This is a genomic window from Dyella terrae (genome assembly GCF_004322705.1).
GTDB classification, from domain to species: domain Bacteria; phylum Pseudomonadota; class Gammaproteobacteria; order Xanthomonadales; family Rhodanobacteraceae; genus Dyella_D; species Dyella_D terrae.
The window spans coordinates 1569920-1589669 of sequence record NZ_SIZZ01000001.1; the positions used below are offsets into that span (position 1 = coordinate 1569920).

At 63.4% G+C, this 19750-nt stretch carries 23 protein-coding genes; 9 read left to right on the forward strand and 14 right to left on the reverse strand.

Features of this window, described 5'->3' with window-relative positions; all coding sequences use genetic code 11:
* Nucleotides 1–521: 521 nt before the first annotated feature.
* The 5 genes from rplS to ffh form a co-directional block, all read right to left on the reverse strand.
* A complete protein-coding gene (gene rplS / locus EYV96_RS07020) occupies nucleotides 522–911 on the reverse strand; it encodes a 50S ribosomal protein L19 (RefSeq protein WP_131150729.1) in 390 nt (129 codons plus the stop codon).
* Between the two features lie 34 nt (nucleotides 912–945).
* Nucleotides 946–1704, reverse strand: coding sequence for a tRNA (guanosine(37)-N1)-methyltransferase TrmD (gene trmD, locus EYV96_RS07025; RefSeq protein ID WP_131150730.1), 759 nt, complete (start codon nucleotides 1702–1704; stop codon nucleotides 946–948).
* A gap of 33 nt (nucleotides 1705–1737) precedes the next feature.
* Entirely contained in the window at nucleotides 1738–2253 is a 516-nt protein-coding gene (gene rimM / locus EYV96_RS07030; RefSeq protein ID WP_131150731.1) for a ribosome maturation factor RimM, read from the reverse strand.
* A 2-nt stretch (nucleotides 2254–2255) separates the two neighbouring features.
* Nucleotides 2256–2513 carry a 30S ribosomal protein S16 gene (rpsP, locus tag EYV96_RS07035; RefSeq protein ID WP_131150732.1) on the reverse strand — a complete coding sequence of 86 codons (258 nt, stop codon included), beginning with the start codon at nucleotides 2511–2513 and terminating at the stop codon, nucleotides 2256–2258.
* A gap of 259 nt (nucleotides 2514–2772) precedes the next feature.
* Entirely contained in the window at nucleotides 2773–4152 is a 1380-nt protein-coding gene (ffh, locus tag EYV96_RS07040) for a signal recognition particle protein (RefSeq protein ID WP_131150733.1), read from the reverse strand.
* 93 nt (nucleotides 4153–4245) lie between these two features.
* Between ffh and EYV96_RS07045 the strand changes: the two genes are divergently transcribed.
* Nucleotides 4246–5043, forward strand: coding sequence for a cytochrome C assembly family protein (locus tag EYV96_RS07045; protein WP_131150734.1), 798 nt, complete (start codon nucleotides 4246–4248; stop codon nucleotides 5041–5043).
* A 14-nt stretch (nucleotides 5044–5057) separates the two neighbouring features.
* The gene (locus EYV96_RS07050; protein WP_131150735.1) at nucleotides 5058–5666 is read left to right on the forward strand and encodes a glutathione S-transferase family protein; all 609 of its coding nucleotides are present in this window, start codon (nucleotides 5058–5060) and stop codon (nucleotides 5664–5666) included.
* Between the two features lie 206 nt (nucleotides 5667–5872).
* On the opposite strand, the gene radA is transcribed toward EYV96_RS07050, so the two are convergent.
* The 7 genes from radA to EYV96_RS07085 form a co-directional block, all read right to left on the reverse strand.
* Entirely contained in the window at nucleotides 5873–7252 is a 1380-nt protein-coding gene (gene radA / locus EYV96_RS07055) for a DNA repair protein RadA (RefSeq protein WP_131150736.1), read from the reverse strand.
* A gap of 123 nt (nucleotides 7253–7375) precedes the next feature.
* On the reverse strand, nucleotides 7376–8464 hold the full coding sequence (gene alr, locus EYV96_RS07060) for an alanine racemase (RefSeq protein ID WP_131150737.1): 1089 nt from the start codon (nucleotides 8462–8464) through the stop codon (nucleotides 7376–7378).
* A gap of 212 nt (nucleotides 8465–8676) precedes the next feature.
* Nucleotides 8677–10083 (reverse strand): replicative DNA helicase, encoded by a 1407-nt coding sequence (locus tag EYV96_RS07065; protein WP_131150738.1) that lies wholly within the window; start codon nucleotides 10081–10083, stop codon nucleotides 8677–8679.
* A 233-nt stretch (nucleotides 10084–10316) separates the two neighbouring features.
* Nucleotides 10317–10766, reverse strand: a complete 450-nt coding sequence (rplI, locus tag EYV96_RS07070; protein ID WP_131150739.1) for a 50S ribosomal protein L9 — start codon at nucleotides 10764–10766, stop codon at nucleotides 10317–10319.
* Between the two features lie 112 nt (nucleotides 10767–10878).
* The gene (gene rpsR / locus EYV96_RS07075) at nucleotides 10879–11109 is read right to left on the reverse strand and encodes a 30S ribosomal protein S18 (RefSeq protein WP_131150740.1); all 231 of its coding nucleotides are present in this window, start codon (nucleotides 11107–11109) and stop codon (nucleotides 10879–10881) included.
* Between the two features lie 14 nt (nucleotides 11110–11123).
* Nucleotides 11124–11549, reverse strand: coding sequence for a 30S ribosomal protein S6 (gene rpsF / locus EYV96_RS07080; RefSeq protein ID WP_131150741.1), 426 nt, complete (start codon nucleotides 11547–11549; stop codon nucleotides 11124–11126).
* Between the two features lie 322 nt (nucleotides 11550–11871).
* Nucleotides 11872–12198, reverse strand: a complete 327-nt coding sequence (locus tag EYV96_RS07085; RefSeq protein WP_131150742.1) for a HesB/IscA family protein — start codon at nucleotides 12196–12198, stop codon at nucleotides 11872–11874.
* A 150-nt stretch (nucleotides 12199–12348) separates the two neighbouring features.
* On the opposite strand from EYV96_RS07085, the gene asnS reads away from it, so the two are divergent.
* The 7 genes from asnS to EYV96_RS07120 all read left to right on the forward strand — a co-directional run bounded on the left by asnS (nucleotide 12349) and on the right by EYV96_RS07120 (nucleotide 18472).
* Nucleotides 12349–13749 carry an asparagine--tRNA ligase gene (asnS, locus tag EYV96_RS07090; RefSeq protein ID WP_131150743.1) on the forward strand — a complete coding sequence of 467 codons (1401 nt, stop codon included), beginning with the start codon at nucleotides 12349–12351 and terminating at the stop codon, nucleotides 13747–13749.
* Between the two features lie 19 nt (nucleotides 13750–13768).
* Nucleotides 13769–14665 carry a MalM family protein gene (locus EYV96_RS07095; RefSeq protein ID WP_131150744.1) on the forward strand — a complete coding sequence of 299 codons (897 nt, stop codon included), beginning with the start codon at nucleotides 13769–13771 and terminating at the stop codon, nucleotides 14663–14665.
* A 39-nt stretch (nucleotides 14666–14704) separates the two neighbouring features.
* Nucleotides 14705–15019 carry a hypothetical protein gene (locus EYV96_RS07100; protein ID WP_131150745.1) on the forward strand — a complete coding sequence of 105 codons (315 nt, stop codon included), beginning with the start codon at nucleotides 14705–14707 and terminating at the stop codon, nucleotides 15017–15019.
* Nucleotides 15020–15044: 25 nt separating this feature from the next.
* Nucleotides 15045–15836 carry an SDR family oxidoreductase gene (locus EYV96_RS07105; protein ID WP_131150746.1) on the forward strand — a complete coding sequence of 264 codons (792 nt, stop codon included), beginning with the start codon at nucleotides 15045–15047 and terminating at the stop codon, nucleotides 15834–15836.
* A gap of 92 nt (nucleotides 15837–15928) precedes the next feature.
* Nucleotides 15929–17380, forward strand: a complete 1452-nt coding sequence (locus EYV96_RS07110) for an aldehyde dehydrogenase (protein ID WP_131151530.1) — start codon at nucleotides 15929–15931, stop codon at nucleotides 17378–17380.
* A gap of 10 nt (nucleotides 17381–17390) precedes the next feature.
* Nucleotides 17391–18059, forward strand: coding sequence for a carbonate dehydratase (can, locus tag EYV96_RS07115; RefSeq protein WP_131150747.1), 669 nt, complete (start codon nucleotides 17391–17393; stop codon nucleotides 18057–18059).
* The gene (locus tag EYV96_RS07120; protein WP_131150748.1) at nucleotides 18056–18472 is read left to right on the forward strand and encodes a RidA family protein; all 417 of its coding nucleotides are present in this window, start codon (nucleotides 18056–18058) and stop codon (nucleotides 18470–18472) included. The genes can and EYV96_RS07120 overlap by 4 nt, the downstream gene beginning before the upstream one ends.
* 66 nt (nucleotides 18473–18538) lie before the next feature.
* On the opposite strand, the gene EYV96_RS07125 is transcribed toward EYV96_RS07120, so the two are convergent.
* The gene (locus EYV96_RS07125; protein WP_131150749.1) at nucleotides 18539–18736 is read right to left on the reverse strand and encodes a hypothetical protein; all 198 of its coding nucleotides are present in this window, start codon (nucleotides 18734–18736) and stop codon (nucleotides 18539–18541) included.
* A 191-nt stretch (nucleotides 18737–18927) separates the two neighbouring features.
* Nucleotides 18928–19707 (reverse strand): N-formylglutamate deformylase, encoded by a 780-nt coding sequence (gene hutG / locus EYV96_RS07130; RefSeq protein ID WP_131150750.1) that lies wholly within the window; start codon nucleotides 19705–19707, stop codon nucleotides 18928–18930.
* Nucleotides 19708–19750 lie beyond the last annotated feature (43 nt).

Genomic DNA, 19750 nt, shown 5'->3' on the forward strand with positions numbered 1-19750 from the left:
GCGGCTGCGCCGCCTGTGATGGGGAAGAGCGAGCAAGGTAAGTTTTTGACTCTCTAGCTCGAATCCCATCTTGGGCCGTGGCCCGAACTCAAGATGCGCTTTCACCCTCAGCGCGCACGATCACCCCATGCCCCCGCTCTTCCCCGTTTGCAGCTCACGAAGTGAGCGGCTTTACAGCTCGCAAAGTGAACAACTTTCGGCAACTTTGGAGCGGGGACGTCGCGAACTGCGCCCGCTGTAAAGGGTGAATGTCGTCGGCTGCGCGGCCTGTGAAGGGGAAGAGCAACTCAAGGGAGTTTTGCACTTCCTTGCTATGCCTGAACCCAGGATTCGCTTGCACCCTCAGCGCACGCCGTCACCTCAGTGCGCCCTGCTCTCACCTGTTTACAGCTCACGAAGTGAGCGACTTCACAGCTCGCAAAGCGAGTGAAATCCCACATACGACAAAGCCCACGGACGCTTTCGCATCCATGGGCTTATGCGTTTCAACCAGCAGACCGCATAAGCGATCCGCAGGTGAATTACTCGGCGGCAGCGGCCTTGGCAGCCTTGGCGGCGGCAGCGGCGGCGACGTCTTCCTTGATGCGGGCAGCCTTGCCTTCCAGGCCACGCAGGTAGTACAGCTTCGCGCCGCGGACCTTACCCTTACGCTTCACCAGCACCGACTCGATGGCCGGGCTGTGAGCCTGGAACACGCGCTCCACGCCGGTGCCGTGCGAAATCTTGCGCACGGTGAAGGCGGAGTGCAGGCCACGGCTGCGCTTGGCGATGACAATGCCTTCGAACGCCTGGACGCGCTCGCGATTGCCTTCCTTCACCTTCACGTTCACCACCACGGTGTCACCAGGGCCGAATTCCGGCAGCTGGCGGGTGATCTGCTCGGCTTCGAACTGTTCGATGATCTTGTTCATGGCAACACCTGTCTGATATCAATTGCTGCGGCTTTTACTCTGCCGCATCGTTTTGCCGCGCATGTTCGCGGCGGAATTCATCCAACAACGCGCGGGATTGTTTATCCAACTCGCGTTGCACCAAGAGATCCGGGCGTCGCAACCAGGTTCGTCCCAGAGCCTGCTTCAGGCGCCAGCGGCGAATGGCCGCGTGATCGCCGGAAAGCAACACTTCCGGTACATCCCCCAGTGCGTGCTGCACCGGTTTCGCGTAGTGCGGACAATCCAGCAACCCGTCCGAGAACGAATCCTGCTGCGCCGACTGCGCGTCGTTGAGCGCTCCGTCCTGCAAGCGGCCGACTGCGTCGATGATCACTGCAGCGCCCAGCTCTCCGCCAGACAGTACATAATCGCCGATCGACAGTTCTTCGTCGACCTCGTGCGTCAACAGACGCTCGTCCACACCTTCGTAACGTCCACAGAGAAGGGCAATGCGCGGCATCTTTGCCAGTGCTTCCACCCGCTTCTGCGTCAACCTCGCCCCTTGGGGACTGAGGTAAATCACATGCACCGGTTCCGGTGCCGCCTCACGTACCGCCTTAAGGGCTGCACGCAAAGGCTCGATCAGCATCACCATCCCGGGTCCACCGCCACAGGTGCGGCCGTCCACGGTACGGTAATTATCGGTGGCGTAATCGCGCGGATTCCAGGTTTCCACCTGCAGCAGCTCGCGTTGCTGCGCGCGGCCCACGACACCTACAGCGGCACACTGGCGCACGAAGTCGGGGAACAACGTAACGACGTCGAAACGCATGACCCTAAAACTCCCATTCCGGCGCGGGCGCCGTCAGAATTCAGGGTCCCAGTCCACCACCATGCGACCGCCGGACAAGTCCACCGACCGCACATATGTTCCCTGGACGAAGGGGACCAGCCGCTCACGCTCGCCGTCCCTTACGACCACGACATCGTTGGCGCCAGTGGCAAACAGGTGACTCACCCGCCCCAGCACCACGTTCTCCGTGGTTACAACCTCGAGACCCTCGAGGTCGACCCAGTAATACTCGTCCTTTCCGGGAGGAGGCAGCAGTTCACGGGAGACGTAGATGTCCTGCCCGATCAATGCTGCCGCCGCTTCACGATCATCGATGCCTGGCAGTTGAGCGATAAGCCCCTTGCCTTGCGGACGACCCTTGATTCCCTTGATCTCCGTTTCCCCGCCCGGCGCCGACGTAAGCAGCCAGGGCTGGTACTTGAAGATCTGTGTGCGGGGCTCGGTCCAGGATTCGAGCTTGATCCAGCCCTGCACACCGTACAGCCCGACGATGCGTCCGACGAGGACGCGCCGGCCGGCTGCCGTCATACTCAGGCAGCAGCCTGCAGCTTGCCGGCTTCCTTCAGGAGCGCAGCAGCCTTATCGGACAGCTGGGCACCCTTGCCGATCCACTCGTTGACACGAGCGACGTTCAGCTCAAGGCGCTTGTCCTTGCCCGAAGCAACCGGGTTGTAGAAACCCACGGTCTCGATGTTGCGACCGTCGCGCTTGTTGCGCTGGTCGGTAACGACGACGTGGTAGAACGGACGGCCCTTGGCGCCGCCGCGCGAAAGACGAATCTTGACCATAAGTAAAAGCTCCAGAGTTGCCGGAGGACCCGGCAGCACGCCCGAGCACGGGCGCGGTAAACGCAGCATTGTAAGGAGGGTTGGGGCGGGTGTAAAGCCCTGTTAACTCAGTGAAGTCGCAGGCTGCGCCTGCCGTGAACGGGGATGTCGGCGGCTGCGCCGCCTGCGAACAGGTAAAAGCGGGAAAACAACGCCCTTTCCGTTCACGGCGGGCGCCAGCCCGCGACTTTACCGTTCACAGCCAGCGAAGCTGGCGGCTTTACCGCATGGGCGGCAAACCGCCCATGCCACCCATGCCCTTCATGGCCCCGCGCATCTGGCGCAACAGGCCCTTCGAGCCACCCTTGGCGAGTTTCGACATCATCTTTTCCATCTGCATGTACTGCTTGAGCAGGCGGTTGACGTCGGCCGGCTGGACACCGGAACCCTTGGCGACGCGGGCACGGCGTGAGCCGTTGAGGAGGTCTGGATGGCGACGCTCCTTCTTGGTCATCGAACCGATGATCGCGACCATGCGCTTGATCTCACCGTCATTGACCTTGGATTTCACATTCTCAGGCAGGCTGGAGACGCCAGGCAGCTTGTCCATCAGGCCCGCCAGGCCACCCATGTTCGACATCTGCTCGAGCTGGTCGCGCATATCGTTGAGGTCGAAGCGCTTGCCCTTGATGACCTTCTCGGCAAGCTTCTGGGCCTTTTCCTGATCGACCTTGCGCTCGACTTCCTCGACCAGCGACAACACGTCGCCCATGCCAAGGATGCGCTGCGCAACGCGATCCGGGTGGAACGGCTCCAGCGCATCGGTTTTTTCACCGGCGCCGAGAAACTTGATCGGACGACCCGTCACGTAACGCACCGACAACGCGGCACCGCCGCGCGCGTCACCGTCCGTCTTGGTCAGCACCACACCAGTCAACGGCAGGGCCTCGGCGAAGGCCTTGGCGGTGTTGGCCGCGTCCTGGCCGGTCATCGAGTCGACCACGAACAGGGTTTCGACCGGGGTGATCGCGGCGTGCAGCGCCTTGATCTCGGCCATCATGGCTTCGTCGACGTGCAGTCGACCGGCGGTATCGACCAACAGCACGTCCACCACTTCGCGACGTGCGGCAGCTATGGCGTTCTTGGCGATATCGACCGGATTCTGGCCCGCTTCGGACGGGAAGAACTTCACGCCCACTTGCTCGGCAAGCGTGCGGAGCTGTTCGATAGCGGCCGGACGATACACGTCGCAGCTCACCACCATGACTTTCTTCTTTTTGCGCTCGGTCAGGAAACGGGCGAGCTTGGCGACCGTGGTGGTCTTGCCGGCACCCTGCAGACCCGCCATCAGCACCACCGCCGGCGGCTGCTGTGCCAGGTTCAGTTCGGTGTTGATCGTGCCCATGACGGCGGTAAGTTCGTCACTGACGACCTTCACCAGGGCCTGACCCGGGCTCAGGCTCTTGAGCACTTCCTGGCCGACCGCACGCACCTTCACGCGCTCGATGAGTGCTTGCACCACTGGCAAGGCGACGTCGGCCTCCAGCAGCGCAATGCGCACTTCGCGCAGCGACTCGCGGATGTTTTCTTCCGTCAGGCGGCCACGACCGCGCAGGCGGTTGACGGTGGCGGACAGGCGTTGGCTGAGCGACTCGAACATGGCGACAGACGACCGGGGGAAAGTGGACCAGTATAACGGAGTGCGCCCGTGCCGCATTCACCTTGTCGCGGGGCCATGCGACACTGGCCCGTCATGGCCATTCATCTCTTCGCCTTCCTCGCCATCGTTCTCTACCTCGCCGCAGCGGGTGGGCTCGCCCGGCCTCTTTTGGGCGGCGGGCAACCCCTGGCCCGCTCGGCCCTGGCACTGGCGGGCTCAGCGGTGCTCATCCATGCCGGCATCCTGCTGGGCATGCATCGCGGCGCCCTGGACCTGCACTTTTTCGCGGCCCTCTCGCTGATCGCGTGCGTGGTATCGGCGATCACGCTGCTGGTGAACCTGAATCGCCCTGTGGCGGCGCTCGGTGTCATCGTCTTTCCGCTTGCGGCGCTGCTGCTGGGCATCGACAGCTATGCGGCCCCGACCACGGCACCCTTGCCGATGGGCTGGCAGATCAAGCTGCACGTGACGGTCGCCCTGCTCGCCTACAGCGTCCTGTCGATTGCCGCGGTGCTGGCCATCCTGCTGGCTGTCCAGGAACGCGCGCTTCGCCACCGCCAGTTTGGCCCGTGGCTACGCGCGCTGCCCCCGCTGACGCTGACCGAATCCCTGCTGTTCCGGCTGATAGCGGCTGGCTTCGTGCTGCTGACCCTGACCCTGGTCACCGGTGCGTTGTTCATCGGCAACCTCTTCGGCCAGCACCTTGTCCACAAGACCGTGCTGTCGATCGTGGCCTGGCTGATTTTCGGCGCGCTGCTGTTTGGCCGCTGGCGGTATGGCTGGCGCGGCCGCAGCGCCGTCAATCTCACCCTGGTCGGCATGGCCTTGCTGGTGCTGGCATTCTTCGGCACCAAGGCCGTTCTTGAATTGATCCTTCATCGCACTGCCTGACGGAGAACCACGTTATGCAACTGATCGGCATGCTCGACTCCCCCTTCGTCCGTCGCGCCGCCATCACCTTGCGACTGCGTGGCATCCCCTTTGAACACCGCTCGCTGTCCGTGTTCCGCAACTACGACGAGTTCAAAGCGATCAATCCCCTGGTGAAGGCACCGACGCTCGTCGGCGATGACGGCGGCTTGCTGGTTGATTCGTCCATGATTATCGACTGGGCCGAGACCGTCGGGGATGGCCCCAGCCTGATGCCGGCCGATCCAGCAGAACGCCTGCGCGCATTGCGCCTGATTGGCCTGGGCCTGGTCGCGGCCGAGAAGACAGTTCAGATCATCTACGAAGGCAAGCGCGATGAAGCCCGTCGTGACGCCAACTGGGTGCACCGGGTGGAGTCCCAGTTGATGGCGGCCTACACCGCGCTCGAACGGGATGCCCAGGGGTGGACACCATGGCTGCTTGGCGATGTGCTGAGCCAGGCCGATGTGACGGTGGCCGTGGCATGGCGGTTCACGCAGCTGATTCGCCCGGACCTGGTCACTCCTGAGCAATTTCCGACGCTTGCTGCGCTCTCAGAGCGCGCAGAGGGACTGCAGGCGTTTGCAGCGCTGCCGCCCGAATAGGGAGGCCTGGCAACGCTCAAGCCCTGGCCTGACGCTACCGGATGCCGGCCCAGGTCGGCATGACGGCTTGAATCAGCAGACTCGCCACGAAGATCCGCAGCGCTGAACGCGACCTTCGCCGACATGACGATCAGCCATCGTGATGCCGAATGCAGGGCTGCACCGGGCTGCACGCGCCCAATTCACGCCAGCGCAACGCCAGCAGCTCAACGACAGGCGTCGATCGCCTGCGACAGTCGTTCCACCGATACCACTTCCATGTCGCCCACCCGCCCCTTCTTCGGCGCATTGGCCCTGGGCACGATGGCACGCTGGAAGCCGTGGTGCGCCGCCTCTTTGAGGCGTTCCTCGCCATTGGGCACCGGGCGGATTTCGCCCGACAGGCCCACTTCACCGAAGGCGATGGTCTTCTCGGGCAAGGGCCGGTCGCGCAGGCTCGAAAGCACGGCCAGCAGCACGGGCAAATCTGCTGCCGTTTCCTGCACACGAATGCCACCGACAACGTTGACGAACACGTCCTGATCGTAAGCTGCCACGCCTCCATGGCGATGCAACACCGCCAGCAACATGGCCAGGCGATTCTGCTCCAGGCCCAATGCCACACGACGGGGATTACCCAGCGACGACTGGTCGACCAACGCCTGCACCTCCACCAACAGCGGACGCGTTCCTTCGCGCGTGACCATCACCGCGCTGCCTGACGTGGGCCCGGCATGCGCCGACAGGAAGATCGCCGAAGGATTGGGGACTTCGCGCAGCCCCTTCTCCGACATGGCGAATACGCCAAGCTCGTTTACCGCGCCAAAGCGATTCTTGAACGCTCGCAGCACGCGGAACCGGCTACCGGATTCGCCCTCAAAATAAAGCACCGCATCGACCATGTGCTCGAGCACGCGCGGACCGGCGATGCCACCTTCCTTGGTCACGTGGCCGACAAGGAATACCGAGGTGCCGGTTTCCTTGGCAAACCGCGTGAGCTTGGCGGCCGCCTCACGCACCTGACTGACCGAGCCGGGCGCCGCCGTCAGCAGTTCGGTCCAGATCGTCTGAATGGAGTCGATGACCAGGACGCGCGGACGCGTCGAGACAGCTTGCTCAAGAATGCGTTCGATGCAGGTTTCGGCCAACACATGCAACGGCGCCAGCGGGAGATCCAGGCGCTGCGCGCGCGCCGCCACCTGGGCCAGGGACTCTTCACCGGTCACGTAAACGCTGGGCAGTTGCGCACCTATCGTGCCGAGCATCTGCAACAGCAGCGTCGATTTGCCGATTCCCGGATCGCCGCCAATGAGGACCACCGATCCATCGACAAGACCACCGCCAAGCACACGATCCAGCTCGCCAATGCCGGTGAGCGTGCGCAGTTCAGCCGTCTGCGCCACAGCAGTCAGCGGCGTCACCTTCGGCGCGCCTGCGGCCGCACCGGCATAGCCGCTGTTGCGCGCCGCGCCGACCGACTTCACCGCCGGCTGCAGCACGATCTCGCTCAATGTGTTCCAGACCCCGCACTCAATGCACTGCCCCTGCCACTTGGAGTGCTCGGCACCGCACTCGGTGCAGACATAGGCAGTCTTGGCTTTGGCCATGAGTGATATCCGGAAAGAAAGACCGCAGCTTAGCGGGGCGCTGTCGCAGGAGGCGAGAGGGACGCGCGCGAAGGAATCGGGTCCACGGCAACTTGCCGGGTAGGCGCGAGCTTACGGCAGCGCTCAGCTCTCATCTTCGACAAACAGGACGCGGCGGGTCATGCCGCACGTCAGGTCATACGAAATCGTCCCTGCCTGTGCGGCAATATGCTCGACGGGAAGCTCCGGCCCCCAAAGCAGCACACGATCACCCACCTGGGCGTCGGGCGCGTTACGCAGATCAAGCGTCACCAGATCCATGGAAACCCGACCAATGATCGGCACCCTGCGATCACCGACGAGCACGGGAGTACCGGCCGCGGCGCTACGCGGATAGCCGTCGCCATAACCGACAGCCGCAACGCCGACGCACATGTCTTCCGGACAGGTCCAGGTCCCGTTGTAGCCAATACGCTCGCCGCGGGCGACGCGGTTGATGGCGATGAGGCGCGTGCTGAGGGTCATCGCCGGCCGGAAACCGAAATCTGCCCCGGTTTTACCGGACACCACGGATAGTCCATAAAGCAGCCCGCCCGTACGCACCCAATCACCTTTGGCGTCGGGCCAGCCCAGGACACCGGCAGAATTGGACAATGCACGCGGCCCGCTCAAGCCCTCTGTGGCCTCGTTGAATCGCGCGATCTGCGCCGCCGTTTCGGAACCGTCGAACTCTTCCGATTCGGAGAAATGCGTCAACAGACCCACTTCCGGATCGATACCCGGCATACGCGAGAGCTGCCCGTGAATCTCCGCGACACGGTCAGGGGCAAAGCCCAGCCGATGCATACCGCTGTCCACTTTCAGCCACACGCGCAGGGGACCGCGCGTTGGCGATGCCTCGGCCAGCCAGGGCAGCTGGGATTCATGGTGTATGGCGGCATCGAGCTGGAGACGCTGCATTTCCGGAATATCGCTGGCCCGATCCGGTCCCGACAGCACGACGATGCGTTGTCGGTGACCCGCGGCACGCAAGCGCAGGCCATCACCCTGCGCGGCAACCGCAAAGGCGTCAGCCGCGCCGTCAAGCGCCCGCGCCACGCGCTCCAGACCATGCCCATAGGCATCCGCCTTGACGACCGCCATGACCTTGGCCGGTGCCGCCATCCGCTTGATGCGATCCAGGTTGTGGCGCAATGCGCCCAGATGAATGGTGGCGACAGTAGTGCGGCTCATGGGCGCTCGAGTGCTTCAGATAGGCGGAACGACAGGGATGTCAGTGCCGAACCGGAGCAATAGCTGCAGGTCGAAAGCGTAGCAGCCCTGCCGCGGCCCTGCCCGGATTCGCGTCAAAGTTAATCCCAGATCGCGCCCGGAGCATGCGCCAGGCGTGGCAAATTCGAGGCACCGCCTTTGTCTCGCGCTGACGCGCCGACAGGCGCACCGGGCTACTCAAACGCGCCTACAAACGAATCCGGAGCGTAGTTCTCGAACTTGGTGTAGTGACCGAGGAAGGCGAGCTTCACCGTGTCGGTCGGGCCGTTACGCTGCTTGCCGATGATGATTTCGGCGAGGCCTTTGTCGGGCGACTCTTTGTTGTAGTAGTCGTCGCGGTAGATGAACATGATCACGTCCGCGTCCTGCTCGATGGCGCCTGATTCGCGCAAGTCGGACATCATCGGCCGCTTGTCGGCACGCTGCTCCAGCGAGCGGTTGAGCTGCGACAGAGCGATTACGGGGCACTGGAGTTCCTTCGCGAGGCCCTTGAGCGAGCGCGAAATCTCGGAGATTTCCGTGGCGCGGTTTTCCTTCATGCCAGGGACCTGCATCAGCTGCAGGTAATCGATCACGATCAAGCCCAGGCCACCGTTTTCGCGGTGGATGCGGCGCGAGCGCGAACGCAATTCCACCGGCGAGAGGCCCGGCGTGTCATCGATGAAAATCTTGGCTTCCGACAGCAAGGCAATGGCGTTGGTGACGCGCGGCCAGTCCTCTTCCGCCAGGTCGCCATTGCGCAGGTGCTGCGCATGAATGCGACCCACGGATGAAATCATACGGAACGCCAGCTGAGAGGCCGACATTTCCATCGAGAAAATGGCCACCGCCTTCTTGCCGCGCATGGCGGCAGCTTCCGCGATGTTCACCGAGAACGCCGTCTTGCCCATCGAAGGACGCGCCGCGACGATGATCAGATCGGACGGCTGGAGGCCGGACGTCAGTTCGTCCAGGTCCGTGAAGCCGGTGGAGATGCCGGTGAGCTGACCTCGGTTTTCGTAGCGCTCGGAGAGAATGCGGAAGGCATCCTTCACCGCTTCGCGCATCGACACGGTGTCTTTTTTGCCGCGCGCGCCGGACTCAGCGATCTTGAAGACGCGCTGCTCCGCGCTCTCGAGCACTTCCTGGACGGATTTGCCCTCCGGACGATAGCCGTCTTCGGTGATCTCGGTACCCGCGTCGATCAGCTGGCGCAGGACCGACTTCTCGCGAACGATGTCCGCGTAGGCACCGATATTGGCCGCGCTTGGCGTGGCATTGGCCAACTCGATCAGATAAGCCGCGCCGCCGACCATGTCCGCCAACTGATTGGCTTCGAACCAGTCACCGAGGGTCACGGCGTCGCACGGCATCCCCTTGGTGGAAAGCTCCGTGATGGCGCGCCAGATCAGGCGGTGGTCCTTGCGATAGAAATCGTGCTCGGTGAGTTTGTCCGCGACTTTGTCCAGGGCATCGGGCAGCAGCATCAGGCCACCGAGGACAGCCTGCTCGGCGTCGAGCGAATGCGGCGGGACGCGCAGCGACTCGACATCGGCATCGGGCCGATTACCGGATTTGCGTTTGGACGGGACAAAGGACATCGGAACTCCTCGCGACCAGGCGGGCGAGCTGACCAGATTTAAGGCATCGCCTACAGGATACGCGGCGGGGTCTCACGCCGCGATACAACAAGTCTCTGGAAAAGCTGTGGATAAGTTTGGGTGTCACCCGTCGTGGATGACCTGGCAGCAGGACGATGAAGCGCCTGAATGATCAGTGGCCCCAACGAAAAAGGGCGCCCAAGGGCGCCCTTTTTCGCGGTACGGCAGGAGAATTACTTCTCGCCGACCACGATCACCTTGACCGAACCCTGCACGTCGGCGTGCAGCGAGATCACGACGTCGTACTCGCCGGTGAGGCGGATCGGGCCTTCGCCCAGGATCACTTCACCCTTGTGCACGTCATGACCGGCAGCCTGCAGCGCTTCGGCGATCTCACGCGGACCGACCGAGCCATACAGCTTGCCTTCCGGGCTCGAGTGGGCCGAGATCGTCACCGACACGCCTTCCAGCTTGCCGTGGCGAGACTGGGCGTCGGTCAGCTGCTTGTCGGCCTTGGCCTGGTACTCGGCGCGGCGCTTCTCGAAAGCTTCGAGGTTGGCGGCATTGACCGGCACGGCCTTGCCCTGCGGCAGCAGGTAGTTACGGCCGTAACCCGGCTTCACCTTGACCTTGTCGCCCAGGTTGCCGAGGTTGCGGACTTTCTCAAGAAGAATCAGTTCCATGGTCTTTCCTTTTCGTTAGCACCGGTGTGGCCCGATGCAGCCGTGGACGGGTGTCCGAAAGTGATGCACGGGAGTGGTGCGCCGAAGCACCCCACTCCCGCCACGGCGTCGATCAGACGTCGTGATTGTCGGTGTACGGCAGCAGCGCCAGGAAGCGGGCGCGCTTGACGGCCGTGGCCAGCTGACGCTGGTAACGAGCCTTGGTACCGGTGATGCGGCTCGGGACGATCTTGCCGTTCTCGGTGATGTACTGACGCAGCGTGTTGAGATCCTTGTAGTCGATCTCTTTGACGTTTTCGGCCGTGAAGCGGCAGAACTTGCGGCGGCGGAAGAACTTGGACATGTGTGTGCTCCTGATCAGTCGTCGCTGTCGCGATCGTTGTCGTCGCGGTTACCGCGGCGGTCATCACCTTCGCTGTCGTCATCGCGGCGACGCGAGGACTTGGCGTCATCCTTTTCCTTGGACTTCAGGATGAAGGACTGATCGGTGTCAGCTTCGTCGCGCTTGATCACCAGGTGGCGCAGCACGGCGTCGTTGAAGCGGAAGCCCGACTCCAGCTCGTTCAGCGCGTTCTGGCTGACTTCGATGTTCAGCAGGACGTAGTGAGCCTTGGCCAGGTTAACGATCGGGTAAGCCAGCTGACGACGGCCCCAGTCTTCCAGGCGGTGAATCTTGCCGCCATCGGCTTCGATCAGCGACTTGTAGCGCTCGATCATGGCCGGGACCTGCTCGCTCTGGTCAGGGTGGACCAGGAACACAACTTCGTAATGTCGCAGGGACATCGTGTGGTAACTCCTTGTGGATGCGGCTCTTTTTGGAGCCGGACAGCCTCCCGTCGGCACGGTGAGGCAAGGTCCTGTCCGGGCGGTTGGGCCATGGACAGAAGCGGAATTGTAGGGGGGATGTGGAGGGGGAGTAAAGGGGTGGGAGGGGTAAACGGTTAACAGTAAAGGAAAAACGGAAAGAGCCCCGCGTCGACGCCCAGCCCACCCAACACCGCCAAGTAACTGATAAGTCGCCGCTTCTAGCCCGCTCTGACCCTTTACTGTTCACAGGCGCCAAAGGCGCCGAAAACCCCGTTCACACGCCGCGCAGCGGCCGACCTCACCCAACCGTGAAGCTCTCTCCGCAGCCACACTCCCCGGTTGCATTGGGGTTGTGGAACACGAAGGCCGCATTCAGGCCCTGGCGCTGAAAGTCGATCACCGTCCCGTCGACCAACGGCAGGCTTTTCGCGTCGACGATCAGGCGGACACCATCCACATCCAGGGACTGGTCGCCCTCGGCAAGGTCGCTGGCCAGGTCCACCACGTAGGCAAAGCCTGAGCAGCCGGTCCGTTTCACACCAAAGCGCACACCCGCCGCATTCGGCGTATGGGCGAGGAAATGGTGCATGCGTTCGCGGGCGGATGGGGTAATGGTGATGGTCATGACAGGAATTGTTCGCAGATCGTTACCTGAACCGTCGCGGTTCGGGCTAGGCCACATTATGATGCCAGTTTGCCCCGACGCGTCGTCAGTCGCCGCGTCTTGCCCAGATTCACGCGTCTACATGCGGCGCAACAGCAGGAGTTTCAATCCATGACGGTGGTCAGCGTCAAGAAAGCCCTTTCCGGCCAGGTCGAGGCCGGCAGCAAGGTAACGGTGCAGGGCTGGGTGCGTACCCGCCGCGATTCCAAGGCCGGGCTTTCCTTCGTCAATGTGACCGACGGTTCCTGCTTCGATCCGATCCAGGCGGTGGTGCCGGCCACGCTGGCCAACTACGAGTCTGAAGTAAAGCACCTGACGGCCGGCGCCGGCGTCATCGTCAGCGGCATTCTGGTGCCCTCGCAGGGCAAGGGCCAGTCGTTTGAGTTGCAGGCGGACGCCGTGCAGGTCACCGGCTTCGTCGACGATCCGGAAACCTACCCGATCCAGCCCAAGCAGCACTCCATGGAGTTCCTGCGCGAAGTGGCGCACCTGCGCCCGCGCACCAACCTGTTCGGCGCGGTCACCCGCGTGCGCCACACGATGATGATGGCCATCCATCGCCATCTCACCGAGCAGGGCTTCTTCTGGATCAACACGCCCATCATCACGACATCGGATGCCGAGGGCGCCGGTGACATGTTCCGCCTGTCCACGCTGGACCTGGCGAACCTGCCGCGCGACGACAAGGGCAAGATCGATTTCCGCAAGGACTTTTTCGGTCGCGAAGCCTTCCTGACCGTGTCCGGCCAGCTCAACGTCGAGGCCTACGCGCTGGCGATGAGCAAGGTCTACACCTTCGGCCCCACGTTCCGCGCCGAAAACTCCAACACGCCCCGCCACCTGGCCGAGTTCTGGATGGTTGAGCCGGAAATCGCCTTCGCCGATCTGGCCGCCGACGCCGACTGCGCCGAAGCCTTCCTCAAGGCGATCTTCAAGGCCGTCCTCGATGAGCGCGCGGACGACATGGCGTTTTTCGCCGAGCGTGTGCAGCCCGACGCCATTACGCGCCTGGAAGCCTTCATCCGCGAGCCCTTCGAGCGCATCGACTACACCGACGCCATCGACATCCTCAAGAACTCCGGCCACAAGTTCGAGTTCCCGGTCGCCTGGGGCGTGGACCTGCAGACCGAGCACGAGCGCTATCTCGCCGAGACGCATGTCGGTCGCCCGGTCGTCGTGATGAACTACCCCGAGCAGATCAAGGCGTTCTACATGCGCCTGAACGACGACGAGAAAACCGTCGCCGCCATGGACGTGCTGGCCCCGGGCATCGGCGAGATCATCGGCGGTTCGCAGCGCGAGGAACGCCTGGACTACCTGGATCGCCGCATGGCCAAGTTCGGACTCGACGGCGAAACCTACGGCTGGTATCGCGACCTGCGCCGCTACGGCTCGGTGCCGCACGCCGGCTTCGGCCTGGGCTTCGAACGACTGCTGGTTTACGTCTGCGGTTTGTCGAACATCCGCGACGCCATCCCCTACCCGCGCGCTGCGGGCACCGCTGAGTTCTGATCGACTAACGAAGAGAGACATGTTGCTGCGCCAATCGGTCTTCGCCCTGCTGATCGCCACCCTCGTCGCGCTGCTGGCTGCCTGCCACAGCGCGAAGAGCCTCGTGCCACCCAATCTTCGTGCGCCGGAAGGAGCGTCTACCGCCCTTGACCAGGCGAAGACCACGCTGCAACAGGCCACGCCGTGTTGCACCACGTTCGCCGACTTCTCCTTCCAGAACCAGCTGCCCTGGCGGCCGCGTGCGTTCCTGCTGGGGCCGGGCAGCATGGTCATCAACATCAACGGCGACAAGAGTTACGCGCTGGCGTTTCGCCTGCCTGCTGATGCCAAGCTGCCTTATCGCATTGCGCTGAAGTCGGAATTGAACGGGCGCTGGCTGCGTGCCAGTTATCTGTTCGCCCCTACCGTTACCCTGCTTGACGAAGCGTTCCAACCGGTCAGCAGTGACGACGTCGGCTTGTGCGAACACATGGGCTGGACCAGCGAAACCACCGGCGCCTTCGGCAGCATCAAGGTCACCAGCAAAGAGGCCCGCTACGTCGTGCTTTACAGCTCGGCCAAGCAGCAAGGATCGAGCACCTACTGGGAACAATCGCCCGCGGCATTCTCCGCCGAAGCCCCGGTAAAGATGGCGTCGACGGGCAATTTCCGCATTCCGCACGGCCCCGATGGCACGGTCTGGATCGGACTGATGAACAAGACCTATGCCGATGCGGTGGACAATGCCATCTGTGCCAAGGCGCAGAAAGGCGATGGCGTGCTGAACACGTTGCGCGATGCCCTGCCGGCCGTGCCGCTGTGGCCGGGGAGTGGCGTGGAAACGCCGCAAGCCAAGAGCGATGTGCCCGCGACGACGCCGACGGGTGCATCGTCATCGAGCGCACCGGCCACGACCGACGCACCCCATCAGCCCTGACGATGCCGCGGCGCATCGCGCTGCACATCCGGAGTCATCATGGTCACGCTTTACCTCATCTTGCTGTTCATTGGCGTCATCAGTTTCGTGATGCACTTTTTCGCCCAGGCGCGCATCGCCTCGCTGATGCGCACGCGCCATGCCGACCACTGGAAAATCATTGCCGAGCGCGACGGCATCAAGCTGTCGCCGCTGCGCATCTGGGTGAATCTGCAGGCCGCGCTCCGTTCGCCGATCCTTCCTGCGCTGGAAGACGTCGCCATCACCCGCTGGCGACGGGTATGGCGATACTGTCCCTGGCTGGCGTGGCTGTGCTGGTTCGCCGCGATCGGCCTGCAGTGGAAAGCACACTGAAGTCATCTTCCAACGGAGCTTAGGCATGCAGCTTGATCTCACCGGACGTCACGCCCTGGTCGGCGGCGCATCGCAAGGCATTGGACGCGCCACGGCAGTTGAACTGGCAAAGCTGGGCGCCAACGTCACCCTGCTCGCCCGTTCCGGCGAAGCGCTTCGTGAAGTGGCCGACAACCTGCCCCGCGTGCATGAAGGCCAGGCGCATGCCTGGCACGCAGTGGACATGCTCGATACGTCCCGCCTGCTTGGCGTCGCCGCGGAAGTGGTCATTCACAGCCCCGTGCATATCCTGATCAACAACACCGGAGGCCCTCCGGGTGGCGCGGCGCATACCGCCGAAGCGGCGGCATTCGAAGCGGCGTTCCGCCAGCACGTGCTTGCCGCGCAGGCGCTTGTACAGGCCACGCTGCCTGGCATGCGCGAAGCGCAGTTCGGCCGCATCGTCAACATCATTTCAACATCGGTGAAAGAGCCGATCCCGGGGCTCGGCGTATCCAACACGGTTCGCGCCGCCATGGCCGGCTGGGCAAAAACCCTGTCAGGCGAAGTCGCCGCCAACGGCATTACCGTCAACAACGTGCTTCCCGGATACACCCGCACCGGGCGCCTTGATGGCTTGCTCGCTACGCAATCGGCCTCCACGGGCAAGAGCGTCGACGAACTCGCACGCGGCATGCTTGCCTCCGTGCCGGCGGGCCGCTTTGCCGAGCCAGAAGAAGTCGCTGCGGTGGCGACGTTCCTGTGCACGCCGGCGGCCGGTTACGTCAATGGCGTCAGCATTGCCGTGGACGGTGGCAGGACGCGGGCCCTCAGCTGAGGTAGCTCAGGCCAACGATCTGCCGGCGCGCCGGACAGGCCATACTCATCCGTCCGGTGCAATGCACCATGACTCCCGCTAAGCTTTCACCGATGCCAAGCCTGCGCCTTGCCAACCTCATCGACGGTCGCCTGCAGGCGCCTCGCCTGGACCGTTGGCTGGACGTATTTGAACCGGCCACGGGCGAAGTGTTTGCCCACTGTCCCGATTCCTCCTCCGACGACGTCAACGACGCGGTAGCCGCCGCGCAACGTGCCGCGCCCGGCTGGGCCGCCACGCCGGCGGAAGAGCGCGCACGGCTCCTGCATAAGCTGGCTGACCTGATTGAGACCGGGCTTGATGATCTGGCGGCCCTGGAGTCACGCGATTCCGGCAAGACGGTAGCCATGGCCCGCTCGCTGGATATTCCGCGCGCCGTCAGCAATCTCCGCTATTTTGCCGCGGCCATCGTGCCGTGGAGCAGCGAATCGCACGCCATGGAAGCCGGCGCGATCAACTACACACTGCGGCATCCGCTGGGCGTGGTCGGTTGCATCAGTCCCTGGAACCTTCCGCTGTACCTGTTCACCTGGAAGATTGCGCCGGCGTTGGCCGCGGGTAACACGGTGGTCGCCAAGCCCTCGGAAATCACCCCCTGCACGGCGGCCCGGCTCGCGGAGCTGAGCATTGAGGCGGGCATCCCGGCCGGCGTGCTCAATGTCGTGCATGGCACCGGGCCAGGTGTCGGCCAGGCCATCGTCGAGCATCCGCAGGTCAAAGCCATCTCCTTTACCGGCAGCACGCGCACGGGTGCGCAGATCGCCATGTCGGCGGCGCCGCAATTCAAGAAAGTCTCGCTGGAACTGGGTGGAAAGAACCCCGCCGTGGTGTTCGCGGACGCGGACCTCAGCGATGCGAATCTGGACACCATCGTGCGCTCGGGCTTCGCCAACCAGGGCGAGATCTGTTTGTGCGGATCGCGCCTGCTGGTCCAGCGCGACATCTACGACCGATTTCGCGAACGCTACCTCGAGCGCGTGCGCGCCCTGCGCGTGGGCGACCCGTCCGATGCATCGACGAACCTGGGCGCGCTGGTTTCACGTGCGCATTTTGACAAGGTGATGGGCTGCATCGCGCAGGCACGTGAGGAAGGCGGCAACATCCTTTGCGGCGGCAACGCCATCACCCAGCCCGGCCGCCTGTCCGGTGGCTGGTATGTCGAACCCACGGTGATCGAGGGACTGCCCTCTGAAGCGCTGACCAACCAGCAGGAAATCTTCGGGCCGGTGGTCACCCTGATCCCCTTTGAGAATGAAGCCGAAGCGCTGCACATCGCCAACGGCACCGGCTACGGATTGGCCGCTTCCGTCTGGACGTCCGACCTCTCCCGAGCTCACCGCTTCGGCGCGGCGCTCGATTTCGGCATCGTCTGGATCAACTGCTGGCTGCTGCGCGACCTGCGTACGCCCTTTGGCGGCACCAAGCAATCCGGCCTCGGTCGTGAAGGCGGCGTTGAAGCGCTGCGCTTCTTTACCGAGCCCAAGAACATCTGCATTCGCTACTGAGACAGACGCCGTGACCAGTCCCCTGCAAGACCTCCTCGACAGCAACCGCCGCTGGTCGGCCGGCGTCCGCGCCGACGACCCCCGCTTCTTCGAACGACTCGCCCAGCAACAGGCGCCGAAGTTCCTGTGGATCGGCTGCTCGGATTCCCGCGTGCCCGCCACGCAGATCGTGGATCTTCCGCCAGGCGAGATCTTCGTCCAGCGCAACGTCGCCAACGTGGTGTCCCACACCGATCTCAATTGCCTGAGCGCGATCCAGTTCGCCGTGGATATCCTCAAGGTCGAGCACATCCTGGTCGTGGGTCACTACGGATGCGGCGGCGTGCAGGCCGTGCTCGATGATCGCCGACTTGGCCTTGTCGACAACTGGCTTCGCCATGTGGCCGACGTGGCCACCAAGCATCGCGACATGCTCTCGGGCGTGGAGATGATGAACTTGCGCAACAGTCGCCTGTGCGAACTCAACGCCATCGAGCAGGTGGTCAACGTCTGCCACACCACCATGGTGATGGATGCTTGGGAGCGCGGGCAGAAGCTGACCGTGCATGCGTGGTGCTACAGCCTGTTCGACGGCCACGTCAACGACCTTGGCCTTCATGTCAGCGCGCGCGATCAGTTGCGACCGGCCTATGAAGCGTCTCTGCAGCGTCTGGTGGACACCAAGGAACCGTGGCTGTGACCGACGTGGTTCGAACCTCGTCGGCGCCTACACCGGTGGGCGCCTATCCGCATGCCCGGCGCGTGGGACAACTCCTGTTCCTGTCGGGCGTGGGCCCGCGCGTACCGACTGACAATTCGATTCCCGGCAACGTGTACGACGCCGACGGCAAGGTCACCGGCTACGACATCGCCGCGCAATGCCGCCAGGTGTTTGCCAACGTGCGCGCGGTGCTTGAGGCCAGCGGCGCACGATGGGAAGACCTCGTCGATGTCACGGTGTATCTCACCGACATGAGCCACGATTTCGCCACGTACAACAAGCTGTATGCCGAACATTTCGCCGGTGTCGATGCCTGCCGCACCACCCTCGGCATCACGGCATTGCCGACGCCGATCGCCATCGAGCTGAAGTGCGTCGCGGCACTTCGCTGATCGCCGTTTGATGGACGCAAAAAAGCCCCGGCCAGGTAGGTGGCCGGGGCTTTTTCTTGGCCGCGATTACGGCGTCTTGGTCGCCGGCATGGCGTCTTTCCCGGTGTTCTTGTGACTCTTGTGGGAGGACGACTTGTGGTGCGACTTGGCATGGTGGCTGGACGAATGGCCGGCGGCCGGAGCCGGGGCGGCATTCTGGGCAAACGCGGAGCCCGTAAGAGCCACGCCTGCAACGAGCAGGAAAGCGATGGCGAGTTTACGCATGGTGATTAGCCTCGAACTGATCGAATACGCCGCGGACCCGGCCGGAACCCGGCGACACGGGCGGCGCGACGGCTTCAACATGGCACGTTTTCTTGCCGCATGAAACACGCTTTTTTTTCGCTCGAAATGAAGTTTTCGCCGAGTTCATCTTGACAACGCCGACCACGACCATCCGGCGAAAATACTTGCGCTCAAACTAAGCAAATGCGCAGCAGTCGCTCGATCTGTTCCTGAAGTTTCGGCGCCTTTGCTTCGTCATACGCGAAGCTTTCTTCGTCCATGTAGATGTGCTGCGCCAGCTCCAGTTGCACCGCCTGCACGCCTTCGCCTGGCTGGCCAAAATGGCGGGTGATGTACCCCCCCTTGAAGCGGCCATTCACAACGAATGAGTAGTCCTTCTGGCCCGACAATTCGGCGCGCAACTGCTGCTCCAGGGACGGCTCGCAACTGGCGCCATCGGCCGTGCCGAGATTGAGTTCCGGCAGTTCGCCCTCGAACAACATGGGCACGCTGGTTCGGATGGAATGCCCCTCCCAGACGACCACGCGGCCATGCTCGCGCCTGAGCCTCGCAACTTCCTGCGCCAACGCCTGGTGATAAGGCTTCCAGTAGTCGTTTATGCGCTGTTGAACTTCTGCCTCATCCGGCTCCATGCCTTCGAGATAAAGCGGCTCGCCCGCAAAACTGATGGTGGAAACGAGTCCCGTTTCGCGCTGGCCCGGATAGAGCTTGTGACCGTCAGCGGGACGATTGAGGTCGATCACGTAACGCGATGCCTTGGGACGAATCAGGCTAGCGCCAAGCTTGCCCGCCAGCGAACCGTACAGGCGACTGACGTGCCAATCCGTGTCCGGTGAGCGTCGCGCGAACGGATGCATCCGTTCGGCGAGCTCGGCAGGAAGCCAACTGCCGTCGTGCGGCAGGCTGATCAGCAGCGGCGCGCTGCCCTGGTGCAGGAAGTAGGTGTCCATGGCGCCAGTTTAACCGCCCCGGCACGACCGCACCGAGGCGTAC